A 14,286-nucleotide genomic window follows, 5' to 3' on the forward strand; every position below is an offset into this window, starting at 1 on the left:
GACCCCGTGTGGGCGTCTCAGAGGACAAAATGTCTGATCGCTCAGGTTCGGTTTCTGCATCGGCAGTCGGCGCTTCACTCTCCCGAAACAGACGTTTCGGCGTATCCCCGGTTTGGCTGGTTCCGCTGTTTGCTGCCTTGATAGGCCTTTCGCTGCTGATCGGCAGCACACTGTCCAAAGGCCCGAGAATCTTCGTCACCTTCCAGAGCGCCGAGGGGCTTGAAGCTCAAAAGACGAAGGTCAAGATCAGGAATGTCGTGATTGGCAAGGTATCGGCCGTGGTCTTGAACAACGACCGTACAGGCGTGGTGGCGACGGTGGACCTCGATGCCAGCGCCCGTGCGTTCACTGCCGAGGATTCCCTGTTCTGGGTGGTGCGCCCGCGTATAGGCGCCACCGGTGTGTCGGGCGTGGATACCTTGCTTTCCGGGCCATTTATCGCTGCGGACAGTGGCACGTCCGGGCGTACGAAAAGACACTTTGTCGGTCAGGAAACTGCGCCACCCATTACCTACGGTACAAAAGGCACACGTTTTACCCTGCACGCCGGGGACATGGGCTCACTGGAGGTGGGGTCTCCTGTGTACTACCGACGCATTCAAGTCGGACAGATAGCGGCCTTTCATTTATCCGATGACGGCAAGGGCGTGGATGCGGAAGTTTTCATCAATGCGCCCAACGACAGGTTTGTGACTACTGATACACGCTTCTGGAATGCCAGCGGCATCGGCATGACGGTGGACGCCGATGGTCTGAAAATAAAGACTGAATCAGTTTCGACGATACTGGCGGGAGGGGTTGCCTTCGTCGAGCCGGATTACAGCATGAAGGCACCCAAGGCTGCAGAGCATGCACGCTTTACGTTGTTCGACGATCAGCAGAAGGCGCTGTCGCCGCCCGACGGCGAACCGGGTTACATCCGCATGATATTCAGTCAGTCGCTACGGGGGCTTGAGGTCAATTCACCGGTCGAGTTCATGGGGATAACACTGGGGCGAGTCGTCTCTGTAGACCTGGATTACGACGCGGCCAGCCAGTCGTTCACCAGTATCGTCGGCGCGGTGATTTACCCGGATCGCCTGGGGATGGCCAATGAAAAAATCGTAAAGACATTGGGCGTTACCGACGATGCACGTACGGCGCAGTTGATAGCCGACTTCGTCAAGCGGGGCCTGCGTGCACAGCCTCGCAGCGAGAGTCTGTTGACCGGACAACTGTATATTTCCCTGGGTTTTATCGCCAACGCTACGCCGGTACCGTTCGATGTCAGTGCGCAGCCGCTGATAATTCCGACCGTGCCGGGGGAGCTTGAAAAGATGCAGGAGCAGGTACAGCAGATCATCGACAAGGTCGGCAAAGTGCCGGTGCAGGAGATCGCCGGCAACCTGAATGGCAGCCTTGGCGAGGCGCAGAAGACTTTCAGGCTTTTCGACGCACAAGTGATCCCTGAACTGCACGGCGTCCTGCTGCAATCCCGAAGCACGATGGACGCCGCCGGCGCAGCGCTCGCCGAGGATTCGCCTGTGCGTCAACAGATCGACCGGACAACGGATGAGGTTCAGCGCATGGCCCGTTCGGTACGGGTCCTGACAGATTACCTGAGCCGCAACCCCGAAGCCTTGATCCGTGGCCGCACCCGGCAGGATCCACCGGGCCTCTACCAGAGGCCCGCACCTGCTCAGCGAGCCGATTAAGCCGAGCCGGACGGCTTCAATACCTCGGTTTGACCGCCTTCCAGTCCGGCTTGTACTTCTGCATCTGCTTCACATCATCGCGCTGCCGGATGCCACAGCTGTGGTACTGATCATTGAGTTTGCCGAGCTGGTCGTAGTCCAGTTCCAGCCCCAGGCCAGGGGCGCGGGTGATGCTGACACAGCCGTCGACAATCGGCAGTTTACCGCCCTTGATGACTTCCTCGTCCGGTTCCTGCCACGGGTAGTGCGTGTCGCAGGCGTAGTCCAGATTGGGCACCGACGCTGCGACGTGGGCCATGGCCATGAGGCTGATGCCCAGATGCGAGTTGGAGTGCATCGACACGCCCAGGCCGAAGGTGTCGCACATCTTCGCCAGCGCCTGAGTGTCGCGCAGGCCGCCCCAGTAATGGTGGTCGGCGAGCACGATCTGCACGCTGTCGAGGGCTACGCTGCGGCGAAATTCGTCGAAATCGGTCACCACCATGTTGGTCGCCAGCGGCAGGCCGGTGCGTTTGTGCAATTCGGACATGCCGTCGAGGCCCGGCGTCGGGTCTTCGTAATATTGCAGATCATCGCCCAGCAGTTCGGCCATGCGAATCGAGGTCTCCAGCGACCAGTTGCCGTTGGGATCAATGCGCAGTGGATAACCGGGGAAGGCTTTTTTCAGCGCCTTGATGCACGACACCTCATGTTCCGGCTGCAGCGCACCGGCCTTGAGCTTGATGCTTTTGAAGCCATAGGCTTCGATCATGCGCCGGGCCTGGGCGACGATCTGCTCTTCGCTGAGCGCTTCACCCCAGCTGTCGGGCGCGTAAGGCGCATCGGCATGCTGCGCGTATTTGAAGAAAAGGTAAGCGCTGAAGGGTATGTGGTCACGAATGGCACCGCCGAGCAGGTCCACCAGTGGCAGGTTCATGGAACGCGCCTGCAGGTCCAGAAACGCCACCTCGAACGCAGAATAAGCATTGCTGACTGCCTTGCTGGCGTGTGAGCCCGGCGCCAGTTCGGCACCGGCCAGGCTGGCAGGCTTATGCGCTGCCACGGTCGCCTGGACGATGCTGCGCAGCTGATTGAGGTTGAACGGGTCGAGCCCGATCAGTTGGTTCTGCACCTGTTGCTGAATCGCCAGTGCCGGGGCATCACCATAGCTTTCACCGAGGCCGATGTAGCCGTTGTCGCTTTCCAGCTCGATGATCGAGCGCAGGGCAAAGGGTTCGTGAATACCACTGGCGTTGAGCAGCGGCGGGTCGCGAAAGGCGATAGGGGTCACGGTTACACGGATGATTTTCAAAGGGCGGTCTCCCGGAAGTCAGGGTTTGAGGCTGGAAGGGGTGCCAGTGACGGCAGGGCTGAGCGCTGCGGGCCGCTCAGCCCTGGACGGGCGGCCGCGGTCACCTCGTGGCGTAGTGCGGGCGAAGAAGATCACCACCGCAGCCAGCAGCGATGTCGCTGCCAGTCCATACAGACCGCCTTGAATCGAACCGGTGGTCTGTTCCAGAAAGCCGAACGTGGTGGGCGCGACGAAGCCGCCCAGGTTGCCGATGGAGTTGATCAGCGCAATGACCGCAGCGGCAATGCGTGCATCCAGATAGCCCTGAGGGATTGGCCAGAACAGCGCAGAGGCGGCCTTGAAACCGATTGCCGCGAAGCAGATGGCGACAAAGGCGAACACCGGACCGCCCACGGTGGACATGAACATGCCGGCTGCGGCGATGACCAGCGTGACCGCCACCCAGGCCTGTTGGTGCTTGAAGCGTGCCGCCAGTGCTGCAAAGCCGTACATGGCCACGATGGAGATGATCCACGGAATCGAATTGAACAACCCGACCTCGAGATCGCTGAAGCTGCCCATTTTGCGGATCATGCTCGGCAGCCAGAAGGTGGCGCCGTAGATGGTCAGTGCCACGGAAAAGTAGATGAAGCAGAACAGCAGGATCTGCCGGTCCGCCAACAGTCGGAATACCGAGGGTCTGACGGTTTGTGAAGCTTCGCGCAGCCGTTGCTCTTCGGCGATGGCGGTGCTGAGCGCGGTTTTTTCTTCGTCACTGAGCCAGCGGGCTTCATGAGGATGTGATTGCAGCCAGAACCAGACGAAACCGCAGAGCACGATCGACGCGAAGCCTTCGATCAGGAACATCCATTGCCAGCCATGCAGGTTCAGGCCCTCGATGCCGAGCAGGGCGCCGGACACCGGTCCGGAAATCACCGACGCTATCGCCGAACCGCTGAGAAACAGCGCCATGGCCTTGCCGCGGTCGCTGGAAGTTAGCCACTGGGTGAAGTAATAGATGATGCCGGGGAAGAAACCGGCTTCGGCAGCGCCCAGAATAAAGCGCAGCACGTAGAAACTGGTTTCGCCTTGCACGAACGCCATGGCCATCGCGGCCGCGCCCCAGGTGAACATGATGCGGGTCAGCCAGGCGCGGGCGCCGTAGCGCTGCAACAGCATGTTGGAGGGGACTTCGAACAGTGCGTAACCGACAAAGAACAATCCGGCACCCAGCCCGTAAGCTGCCGCGCCGATGCCCAGATCGGTTTCCAGATGGCTGCGTACGAAACCGATATTGACCCGGTCGATGTAATTGACGATGAACATCACCACGAACAGCGGCAGCACGTGGCGTTTCACCTTGGCGGCCGCACGGGCAAGCACCGTGGCGTCCGTAGTACCAGGGACGGTATTCAAGAGGCGACTCCCATTCATTGTTTTTTTGGGGATGAGTCGATCATGGAGGTGTGTATTATTCCCGTCCAATCCAGTTAGTGACTTGATTGATACCGGGAGTGGATCAATGTTCGAGCTTTCCCAACTGCGTTGCTTCACCACGGTGGCCACGGAGCTGAATTTTCGCCGTGCCGCCGAACGGCTCAACATGACGCAGCCGCCGTTGAGTCGGCAGATTCAGATACTGGAGCACAATCTGGGCGTCGAGCTGTTCACCCGCAGCACTCGCAGTGTGGCCCTGACTGCGGCGGGCAGGGCTTTTTTCATCGAGGCGCAGACCTTGCTGGAGCGCGCGCAGCAGGCGGCCATTTCGGCGCGGCGCTTCGCCGAAGGTGACATCGGCTCGGTGACCATCAGTTTTGTCGGCAGCGCGGTGTATGAGTTTCTGCCCAGAGTGATCGCCGAGGCGCGCCTCAAGCAGCCGCAGGTGAAGATTTCCCTGACGGAAATGAACACCTATCAGCAGCACGAGGCACTCAGGGCGCGGCGCATTGACCTGGGCATCGTGCGAGCGCCGTTGTTTCAGCCGGGTTACGAGAGCGAATGCTTGGTACGCGAGCCGTTCGTGCTGGCCGTACCGAGCAATCATCGGTTGGCGCATGCCGACTCGGTGGCGGTTGCCGATCTGGATGGCGCGCCGTTCCTGATGTATTCGCATTCGGCGTATCCACCGTTCAACGAACTGCTGACCGGTATGTTTCGTTCCGCGCAAGTTGCGCCGGAGTATGTCCAATGGCTTGGATCGTCACTGACCATCCTGGCGCTGGTCAACGCCGGAATGGGGCTGGCATTGGTACCGCGTTGCGCAACCAATGTGGTGTTCAAGGACGTCGTGTTTCGTGACATTGACCTGGGCGAGGGCGTGCAGAGCGAATTGCACCTGGCCTGGCGTACCGACAATGACAATCCGGCGTGCCGGATGCTGCTTGAAGCCATACGTGCGGCCGTCAGGGCAGATGAAAATTGAAGCGAAAAACCTTGCAACGCAGTGGCATCAACTATCATTCATTCAGTCGATAGTCATCATCAAGCAAGGCAAGTTCTGTTTTTCCGGCAAAGGAGGAGGATGGCGCCATAGCCAGCTGCTCCAAAGGGAGACGACGCGATGAGAATCTTCAATCTGTTGACGTTTGCTGCCGTGTTCAGCACCAGCATTGTGTTCACTGCCCCCGTCAATGCTGCCGTCTCCCCGGTCTCCGAACAGTCCTGCCATTTCATGCCCGTCGTCGACAGCGCCGCCAGCCTGCAACACACTCAGTCGGTGGGCGTGCTGTACAGCGAAAACACCCTCAGCAACCTTCAGTATTTGAACAAATACCATTCGGTTGCACTCAGGAGCGGCAGCAATGGCGCACTCGATGCGCGTATCCGCAACGCATTCATCAACAGCTCGGACCCTCAACTGGCGACCGACTGGCTGGTGGGCTCATTGAAGAAAGAGTTTGCCTCGGTAACCGTTTACGACAATCTCGATGCGCTGATGCAGGCGCGGCCGGACGTGGTGGTCATGCTCGACACTTACAATCGTCTGGTGAGCAAGCGCAACAGTCAGGTCGAGGCGCGGTTCATGGCGCGCTTCTATGACAATGACCTGCAATACATCGGCAAGGCTGAAGGTGAAGTGGTTCGGGAAATGACCTCGGTCTGGGTGCAAGGCAAGGCCGCTCCGGAGATCGCCGCACAGATCGATCAGCAGCGTGACCTGCAAGTGAATGCCTTGAAACAGTTCGACGCCTCGCTCAAAGCCCTGGTCATGCAGGCCGACCGGGCGCAGGTGGCGGCGAACTGATGGAGTGACTGCGCCAGGCTGAGAAGGCGCGGCGCAGCACTTCACCATGGTCTTAGCTGTTGATGATCTGGGCAAAGTTGTTTCTGAACGCGACCTGCGAGACACCCAGCACTGCCGCAATCATTCGTGAACCACTGCCTTGCACCTGTATCTGACCACAGTGGTTGTCCTGCGGCGTCAACTCGGTGTTGACCGACAGAAACTGCTCATCGACTTTCGTCGCTTCAATACCGCCCGCCATCAGCATGGTCGCCAGCGGATCGAAGATCGGCACGGGAAGCCCTTCAGCATACGTTCCGGATTTGTGTTCAAGTACTTGTTTGACCAGCGTGGCGACAGGGTCGGTGGCGGTGATCAGTTGCCAGTAGCTGGCGTCGAGGATGATCTGGTTGCAGACATCCAGCGGCACCAGGGTCAACGGCAGGTTTGACTGGAAAACGTTGTTGGCGGCGACCGGGTCCACGAACACATTCCATTCTGCATAGTGATTGCTGCTGTAGGCCACTCCCTGATCCCATGCCTTTTGCGCGTTGTTCAATGCGGCAACGTTGCCGTCGACGTAGACAGCGCCGGCCATGGCGACAATCTGCTCGATCATCTTGAAGTCGGCAGGCTGGCTGCTCAGCGCGAGCATCTTCGCGATGTTGGTAAAGCCCCCCAGCGACAGCACCGTGATGGGGTCCTGGCTGTTTTTCACTGTCTGGTACATGAACTCCCAGGCGGGCAGGCTCGACAGTTCCGGCAGCGTGGCAGGGTTCAGTGTCCCGAGCAGCCCCATGATGTCGTTCATATCGTTTTTGAAGGGTTGCGGGAAGCGGTTGTCGTACTCAAGCGGCTGATCGGTGCCCTTTGCCACGACGCTGCCGAGTCGATTGCCAATGCCCAGCAAATGCTGCGCGATGACGACACCCCAACCGAGGTCCGTTTCGCCGCATCCGGTCACTGTAATGCCGAGGATGTCGATGTCCGGTCGTTTCATCAGGTAGGCGATCGACAGGACGTCATCCCAGCCCATGTCCGTATCAATAATGACTTTCCTGTTCATGGTAATGCTTCCTGCTCATTGGGGACGGTTAAAAAGAGGGTCTGTAAGCGTCGCTGTCTTAGCCGAGTGTGCGCTCGAAAAGGCGATCACCGGGTTATTTCGATTAAACCGACGCACGGCTTGGTTTTTACCGTAAAGAATTAATCACATCCGCCGAGAGCCTGACAAGCGAACCGACAATTAGCTGTCCGGTTCGCATGATGAGCAGCAAGCCACGTGTGCTTTGACTGTGGTAACAGAGAAGCCTTGCGATGCTGAAAAAACTACCGGGTGCCTTGCGTGCCCTGATGTCTGTGCCCGCTGATAACCCCAGGTTGTTGCAGGCCCAATACGTTGCGTTGTCCCGACAACTGCCGTTGATGTACTTCGTGCTGCTGGTCAATACCTGGGCGTTGGCGTTCACCCATTGGCGAACAGCCCCGATGTGGTTGACGCTGCTGGTTCCGTCGCTGCTCACGATTATCTGTGCTGTCCGTGCACGCAAATGGTTGCGCACGGTAAACCGGCCGCCACCCGCTCCGGCGATCATTCTGGCCACGCTGCGTGGAACCCATGGCCTGGCGGGCGTGATAGCGGCCGGGTTTGCCGCCTGGTCCCTGTCGCTTTACCCCTATGGCGATGCCTATTCCCAGGCACATGTCGCGTTTTTCATGGGCATTACGGTAATTGTCTGCATCTTCTGCATGATGCACTTGCGGCCCGCAGCGCTGACCACCGCGCTGGTCGTCAACACCGCCTTCGTCATCTTCTTCGCCTCGACCTACAACATTACCTTTATCGCCACAGCGGTGAATATCGTGCTGGTGTCGATCGGCATGCTGATCATTCTTCATTACCAGTACCGCGATTTCACCAGCCTGGTGAATGTGCAGGTAAAGACCGAGCAACTGAGTAACGAGAACCTGTTGCTGGCCAATCAGGACAGCCTGACAGGCCTGCCCAATCGTCGACAGTTCTTTCAGACGCTGGATGCCGCGATGATTGAGGCAGTGGCGCAGCGCAGCGAGCTGGCAGTGGGCGTGTTGGACCTGGACGGGTTCAAGCCGGTCAATGACCTTTATGGTCATCGAATCGGCGACCGTCTGTTGATGCTGGTTGCTGAACGCCTGACCAGCGCCTCTAGTGACAAGGTGCATGTATCGCGACTGGGCGGTGACGAGTTCGCGCTGGTGATCAAGGGTGACATGGACAGCGACGCGTTGCTGGCGTTTGGCAAGCACCTGTGTGACCTCATGCACGAAAGTTTCGAGCTGTCGGACATGCCAATCCAGATTGGCGCAACACTGGGCCTGGCGACGTACCCGGCCACGGCGGATAACGCGACCCAGCTGTTCGAGTTTGCCGATTACGCGCTGTATCAGGGCAAGAACCATAACCCCGGCACCACCTGCCTGTTCTCCGCCAGCCATCGTGAGCAATTGCATGTGGACGGCGTTACCGAACAGGCCTTGCGGCGCGCCAATCTGGAAACCGAGTTTCACGTATTGTTTCAGCCGATCATTGAAAGCTGCACACGCGAAACGGTCGCTTTCGAGGCACTGGCGCGCTGGAACAGCCCGGAACTGGGATCAGTATCGCCGGCGCATTTCATTCCGATCGCCGAGCGCATCGGTATGATCAACAAGCTGACCGCGCCTTTGTTGACCCGCTCGCTGCACATGGCCCTGTCCTGGCCTGCGCCTGTCAGGCTGTCGTTCAATTTGTCCGCGCACGACTGTGCGTCTCTGGAAAGTGTCAGCCGAATTGTCGAGATCATCAAGAACAGCGGCTTCGATGCGTCGCGGCTCGATCTGGAGATCACCGAAACGGCGGTCATGCAGGATATTGCTCAGGTGCAGCAGGCCATTACCCAGTTCCGCAAGCTGGGTTGCGGTATCTCGCTGGATGACTTTGGGACCGGTTTCTCCAGCCTCAGTCAGTTGCACGCGCTGGCGCTGACCAAGCTGAAGATCGACCGCAGCTTTGTCACCGGGGTGCACAACAACCCGGCCAGCTACAAGATCGTCAAATCACTGGTTGCCTTGAGTCTGGACATGTCCCTGGGCTGCGTGATCGAAGGCGTAGAAACGCAGGATGAGTTGAATGCACTGACCACTCTGGGTTGTACGATGGTGCAGGGCTACTTCTACAGCCCGCCGATCAGTTTTGCAGAGACGCTGGTCTGGATTGAAATACCCGATGAAGAGCGCACCTTCGGTTACGCCATCTCGTGCCCCGTCTGATCGATTGCATGTGGGCCATTCACTCGGGCGTGCGTGGGGTAAGATGCCTTCTTTGATCTCCACGGAAGCCTTTTGATGAGCAAACCCGGGCAGACCGTCCTTGTTGCGCTGCGCAAGATGATTGCATCAGGCGAGCTGGCTGCCGGCGAGCGCCTGATGGAGGTGCCGACCGCCGAGCTGTTCGGCGTTTCGCGCATGCCGGTGCGCATGGCGTTCCGAACGCTGGAGCAGGAGGGGCTGCTGGTGCCCTTTGGCGGGCGTGGTTTTCAGGTGCGCTCGATCAGCCCGCTTGAAATCGCTGGCGCGGTGGATGTACGCGGCGTCCTTGAGGGGCTTGCGGCGCGGCAAATGGCTGAGCGCGGCGTGACCCAAGAGGCGCGCGACGAGCTTGAGGCCTGTCTGGTGCAGGGTGATGCGCTGTTCGAAAAAGGCCATGTCACTGAAGATGACCTGGAGGTCTATCACGACATGAACATGCGTCTGCATCGCGTGATCGTCGAGGGCAGCGGCAATCGTGCCATTGCCGACGCACTGTCGCGCAACGACCATCTGCCTTTTGCCTCGGTAACCGCGCTGGCCGTGGATCGCGACAACCTGATTCGGGAATACCGGAGGTTCAATTTCGCCCACATGCAGCATCACGCCGTGGTGGATGCGCTGGTCAACGGGCAGGGCGCTCGCGCCGAGGCGATCATGCGCGAGCATGCCAATGCCACCTTGCGCTACGCGGAAATCTTCGGCGCCGGGCAGAACGAGCGCATGAAGGTCATTCAGCGCCCGGACTGATCAGATATCGAGCACCAGCACGGGCGTCTTCGAACGTGAGCAGCAGGGCGTGAACTGATCGTTGAGCGCCTGCTCGTCTTCGGTCAGAAACAGGTCGCGATGATCCGGAATGCCTTTCAACACCCGCGTCAGGCAAGTGCCACAGACACCTTGCTCGCACGACAGCGGAATATCGATGCCATGGCTTTCGAGCACCTGAGCGACGGTTTTATTGGCCGGAATGGCAATGACCTGCCCGGTACTGGCGATCTCGATTGAAAAACTGCCGTCGTTGCTGGTGTCCACCGTCTCTGCGGAAAAGTACTCACGGTGCAGAGTGTCCTCGGGCCAGCCAGCATTTCGCGCGCTGTCGAGGATGTATTGCATGAAACCGCCTGGCCCGCACACGTACAGATGGGTATCGGGCTGTGGGTGGGCGAGTAGTGTGGCAACGTCCAGCACGGTATCCGGCTGTTCATCGAAGTGCAGTGTGATGCGCTCGGCAAATGCCGAATGCTTCAGGCGCTCGATAAAGGCGCCGCGCTCGGCGGAACGCACGCAGTAATGCAGCTCGAAATCGGCAGCCTCCAGCGCAAGTTGTTCAGCCATGCAGAGAATTGGCGTGATGCCGATACCGCCGGCGAACAGCAGCGTGCGTCGGCTGTTTTCAGCCAGCGGGAACAGGTTGCGCGGTTCGCTGATGCGCAACTGTGCGCCAGTCTGAATCTGTTGATGCAGGCTGCGCGAGCCACCACGCGAAGCCGGGTCGTTGAGGACGCCGATCAGGTAGCGGTGACGCTCGTTCGGGGCATTGCACAGCGAGTACTGGCGGATCAGCCCGTCCGGCAGGTGCACGTCAATGTGCGCGCCCGCGGTAAACGGCGGCAACAGCGCTCCGTCTGCTCGCACCAGTTCAAAGCTGCAGATATCCAGCGCTTCATCGTTACGTGATAACACCGTCACGTCGATCATGGTAAGTCCTCGGGTGACCGCGGCACGGGTCACTTCTGATTGTTGTCTTCGTGTTTCGACGAGCAATGGCCGGTCATTTTGTTGCCATCACGGGAATCTGCTCGCCGGGACCGGCCTGCTCGGCAGCGATCAGCCGCTCCAGAATCTTGCGTGACTGCACGCCACCGGCGTCGATATTGAGCTTGAGCAAGTTGCGATGCGGGTGCTTGAGCAGGTTCTGTTGCTGGCGTTCAAGCATTTCCAGGTCTTCGGTGAAGATCTTGCCCTGGCCTTCGCGGATGCTGGCGGTCAGCGCTTCGTCGGCCGGATTGAAGTTGCGCGCCATGCCCCAGAAGTACCAGATGGACGTGTCGGTCTCGGGGGTGATGAAGTCGACGACGATGCTCGACGCCTTGAACTCTTTAGGCGCGTTATAGCCGCCTTTGCCCGCATGGGCGACGCCGACTTCGATCAGCACATGGCTGGGCGGCGTGAAGCGGCAGATCTGCCAGCGATCGACCGGCACGTCATCGGCCAGGTTGTTGCCACGCAATGCCATCTGCCAGAACGGCGGCGGCATAATGTTTTCCATGTGCCGGGCGGTGACCACTTCTTCGCCTTCGACCGTTGTGACAGGCGCGGCTTCGTCGATTTCCTTCTGGCCGATGCTGGACGCATGCACGTAGGTTTCGTGGGTGAGGTCCATCAGGTTGTCGATCATCAGGCGGTAGTCGCACTGGATATGAAACAGCCCGCCGCCGTAGGCCCATTCGTCGCTGACGGCCCACTCCAGATGATGAATGAGTGCCGGGTCGGCTTTTTCCCGGTCACCTGGCCAGACCCAGATGAAGCCGTAGCGCTCGACCGCCGCGAAGGTCTTGTTGCAAGGGAAGCCTCGAACACGCTGGCCGGGCATTGAAACCGTCTTGCCGTCGCCGCCCATTACCAGCCCGTGGTAACCACACACCAGTTGGCCGTTCTCGACATAGCCCAGCGAGAGCGGGGCGCCGCGATGCGGGCAGAAGTCTTCGACGGCAACGACCTGCTGGTTCTGGTCGCGATAGAACACCATCTTTTCGTTGCAGATCTGCCGGCCCAGAGGCTTGTCGGCGACTTCATCCGCTGTGCAAGCGACGTACCACGCATTTTTCGGGTGCATGATGGTTCTCCACGGTTCGATTATTGGTCTTATGGATCCACAGAATGAATCAAGTTGTTTCCTTGTGATTATTAATGCCACAGGATCGAGATTAATCCAATGATTAATTTTGTTAACTATTATTTAATGGATCCACAGAGGCTGATCAGTCAGGGCTGGATACCTGCAACGCTGCTCGCAGGCGCGGCGCGAGTGCTTCCAGCAGAGTCTGCACGGAACGCAGTGCGCGACAGTCTGGGCGGGTCAGCAGCCACAGCTCGGTGCGGCATCCTTCCAGCGGGCCACTCAGACGTTCGACCGCCCCAAGGCCCTCGACCGTAAAGCCGGTTAGCGCCGCAACGCCCAAGCCTGCAGCGACCAACTGCGAGACAGCCGACATGCTGCTGCAGCGGTAGCTCGGTAATACCCCCGGAAAGGTCTGTTTGCGCCAGATCACCGAGGTGTGGTCGGGCATCGAGTCGTCCGGACTGATCCATGGGATCGAGGCCGGGTTTTGCGTCAAGGCTTCGCGGTATTCGGGGCGACCGCAGACAAAGTAGTCGGCACTGCCCAGGCAGCGCCCGATCAGGTGCTCGGGTGGCGTATTGGTCAGGCGCAGGGCGATGTCGGCATCACGACGGCTGAGGTTGGCAAAAGCATTGGAGGTGGCCAGCTCCAGCGTAAGGGCCGGGTACTGCGGCATGAAGTCTGCCAGCGCTGGTAATAGCAGGCTGTGCAGTACTGCATCGGTACAGGTCAGGCGTACCGTGCCGCTGACCACCTGTTCGCCCTGTTGCAAGGCGATGCGCGCAGCGGCAAGTGCCTGTTCGGCGCGCTCGGCCTGCTCGGCCATGGCCTGAGCGGTATCGGTCGGTATGTACCCGCGCCGGTTCTTTTCAAATAGCGCTGCGCCAAGCGCGGCTTCCAGGCGACGGATCGAGCGGAATACGGTCGATACATCAACTTGCAACAGATCGGCGGCACGGGCCAGCGTGCGGCCGCGAACCAGGGCGAGCACCAGTGCAAGGTCGGCGTGGGTGATTTCATATTGCATCGGTGCATTGTTCCTTTGCCGAAATGCCTATGTTTGTTGCGCAGATGACTATCCTAGACTGGTTTCATTCTCGCTGGATAGCGCCCGATCGGCGCTGGCCACTCAGATTTCAAACAGGATTCAACCTATGTCGCGACAACCCTTGATCGGTGTCACCGCCTGCCGTCAGCAATTGGGCAAGTATTCCTCTCACACGGCAGGCGACAAGTACGTCGAGGCCGCAGCCTTCGCCGGTATGCCGGTAATTCTGCCTGCACTCGAGGTGCCCACCGAGCCTGCGCAACTGCTCGCGTCGCTGGATGGCCTGCTGTTTACCGGCTCGCCGTCCAACGTCGAGCCGCGTCACTACAATGGGCCGGCGAGCGTGGAGGGCACCGCTCATGATGTATTCCGGGATCGCACCACTCTGCCGCTGCTCAGGGCTGCCATCGCTCAGGGCGTGCCGGTGTTGTGCATTTGCCGCGGTTTTCAGGAGCTGAATGTCGCGCTGGGCGGTAGCCTGCATCAGCGGGTCCAGGAGTTGCCCGGCTATCTGGATCATCGCGAGCCGCAAAGCGATGTGCTGGCGGTGCAGTACGCGCCAAAGCATGCCGTGCAGGTGCAGCCGGGCGGTCTGCTCGACGCGCTCGGGCTGGCACCGGGGTTCGAGGTCAACAGCCTGCACAGCCAGGGTATCGATCGCCTGGCGTCGGACTTGCGCGCAGAAGCATTGGCCCCCGATGGCCTTGTGGAAGCGGTTTCCATGCCCGGCGCGCCAGGCTTTGTGCTGGGCGTGCAGTGGCACCCGGAATGGGAGTTCATGGACAACCCTGTTTCGCTCAGCCTGTTCAAGGCCTTTCGCGAGGCCTGCCAGAGGCATGCGCGCAGCAGCCGCTAGAGCGATGAGCTGCTGAGTGTTGTGGG

12 protein-coding genes are annotated in these 14,286 nt (G+C 59.6%); 6 read left to right on the top strand and 6 right to left on the bottom strand.

What is annotated here, in order from left to right; translation table 11 throughout:
• Nucleotides 1–29: 29 nt before the first annotated feature.
• Complete coding sequence (locus tag JOE29_RS11245; protein WP_103693409.1) at nt 30–1,694, top strand: MlaD family protein; 1,665 nt, start codon at nt 30–32, stop codon at nt 1,692–1,694.
• Between the two features lie 16 nt (nt 1,695–1,710).
• Here the strand turns inward: JOE29_RS11245 and JOE29_RS11250 are convergent, their stop codons facing one another.
• Both JOE29_RS11250 and JOE29_RS11255 read right to left on the bottom strand, forming a co-directional pair.
• Nucleotides 1,711–2,985 carry a glucarate dehydratase family protein gene (locus tag JOE29_RS11250; RefSeq protein ID WP_099314597.1) on the bottom strand — a complete coding sequence of 425 codons (1,275 nt, stop codon included), beginning with the start codon at nt 2,983–2,985 and terminating at the stop codon, nt 1,711–1,713.
• 18 nt (nt 2,986–3,003) lie between these two features.
• Entirely contained in the window at nt 3,004–4,347 is a 1,344-nt protein-coding gene (locus JOE29_RS11255; protein ID WP_210080008.1) for an MFS transporter, read from the bottom strand.
• Between the two features lie 139 nt (nt 4,348–4,486).
• Between JOE29_RS11255 and JOE29_RS11260 the strand changes: the two genes are divergently transcribed.
• Nucleotides 4,487–5,386 carry a LysR substrate-binding domain-containing protein gene (locus tag JOE29_RS11260; RefSeq protein WP_024960946.1) on the top strand — a complete coding sequence of 300 codons (900 nt, stop codon included), beginning with the start codon at nt 4,487–4,489 and terminating at the stop codon, nt 5,384–5,386.
• Nucleotides 5,387–5,524: 138 nt separating this feature from the next.
• Nucleotides 5,525–6,208: a hypothetical protein gene (locus JOE29_RS11265; RefSeq protein ID WP_058444220.1), complete on the top strand. Its 684-nt coding sequence runs from the start codon at nt 5,525–5,527 to the stop codon at nt 6,206–6,208.
• Between the two features lie 52 nt (nt 6,209–6,260).
• Here JOE29_RS11265 and JOE29_RS11270 read toward each other — a convergent pair whose 3' ends face one another.
• Nucleotides 6,261–7,253, bottom strand: a complete 993-nt coding sequence (locus JOE29_RS11270; RefSeq protein WP_044313118.1) for a nucleoside hydrolase — start codon at nt 7,251–7,253, stop codon at nt 6,261–6,263.
• 251 nt (nt 7,254–7,504) lie between these two features.
• On the opposite strand from JOE29_RS11270, the gene JOE29_RS11275 reads away from it, so the two are divergent.
• Both JOE29_RS11275 and JOE29_RS11280 read left to right on the top strand, forming a co-directional pair.
• Nucleotides 7,505–9,475, top strand: coding sequence for an EAL domain-containing protein (locus JOE29_RS11275; protein ID WP_210079507.1), 1,971 nt, complete (start codon nt 7,505–7,507; stop codon nt 9,473–9,475).
• A gap of 75 nt (nt 9,476–9,550) precedes the next feature.
• On the top strand, nt 9,551–10,261 hold the full coding sequence (locus tag JOE29_RS11280; RefSeq protein WP_024662424.1) for a GntR family transcriptional regulator: 711 nt from the start codon (nt 9,551–9,553) through the stop codon (nt 10,259–10,261).
• Here JOE29_RS11280 and JOE29_RS11285 read toward each other — a convergent pair whose 3' ends face one another.
• The 3 genes from JOE29_RS11285 to JOE29_RS11295 all read right to left on the bottom strand — a co-directional run bounded on the left by JOE29_RS11285 (nt 10,262) and on the right by JOE29_RS11295 (nt 13,383).
• The gene (locus JOE29_RS11285; RefSeq protein ID WP_210079508.1) at nt 10,262–11,212 is read right to left on the bottom strand and encodes a PDR/VanB family oxidoreductase; all 951 of its coding nucleotides are present in this window, start codon (nt 11,210–11,212) and stop codon (nt 10,262–10,264) included.
• A gap of 73 nt (nt 11,213–11,285) precedes the next feature.
• Nucleotides 11,286–12,350, bottom strand: coding sequence for an aromatic ring-hydroxylating dioxygenase subunit alpha (locus JOE29_RS11290; RefSeq protein WP_057406826.1), 1,065 nt, complete (start codon nt 12,348–12,350; stop codon nt 11,286–11,288).
• Between the two features lie 145 nt (nt 12,351–12,495).
• On the bottom strand, nt 12,496–13,383 hold the full coding sequence (locus tag JOE29_RS11295) for a LysR family transcriptional regulator (protein ID WP_210079509.1): 888 nt from the start codon (nt 13,381–13,383) through the stop codon (nt 12,496–12,498).
• A 127-nt stretch (nt 13,384–13,510) separates the two neighbouring features.
• On the opposite strand from JOE29_RS11295, the gene JOE29_RS11300 reads away from it, so the two are divergent.
• The gene (locus tag JOE29_RS11300) at nt 13,511–14,260 is read left to right on the top strand and encodes a gamma-glutamyl-gamma-aminobutyrate hydrolase family protein (RefSeq protein WP_074909155.1); all 750 of its coding nucleotides are present in this window, start codon (nt 13,511–13,513) and stop codon (nt 14,258–14,260) included.
• Nucleotides 14,261–14,286 lie beyond the last annotated feature (26 nt).

It is taken from the genome of Pseudomonas sp. PvP009, assembly GCF_017832995.1.
Classification (GTDB): Bacteria; Pseudomonadota; Gammaproteobacteria; order Pseudomonadales; family Pseudomonadaceae; genus Aquipseudomonas; species Aquipseudomonas syringae.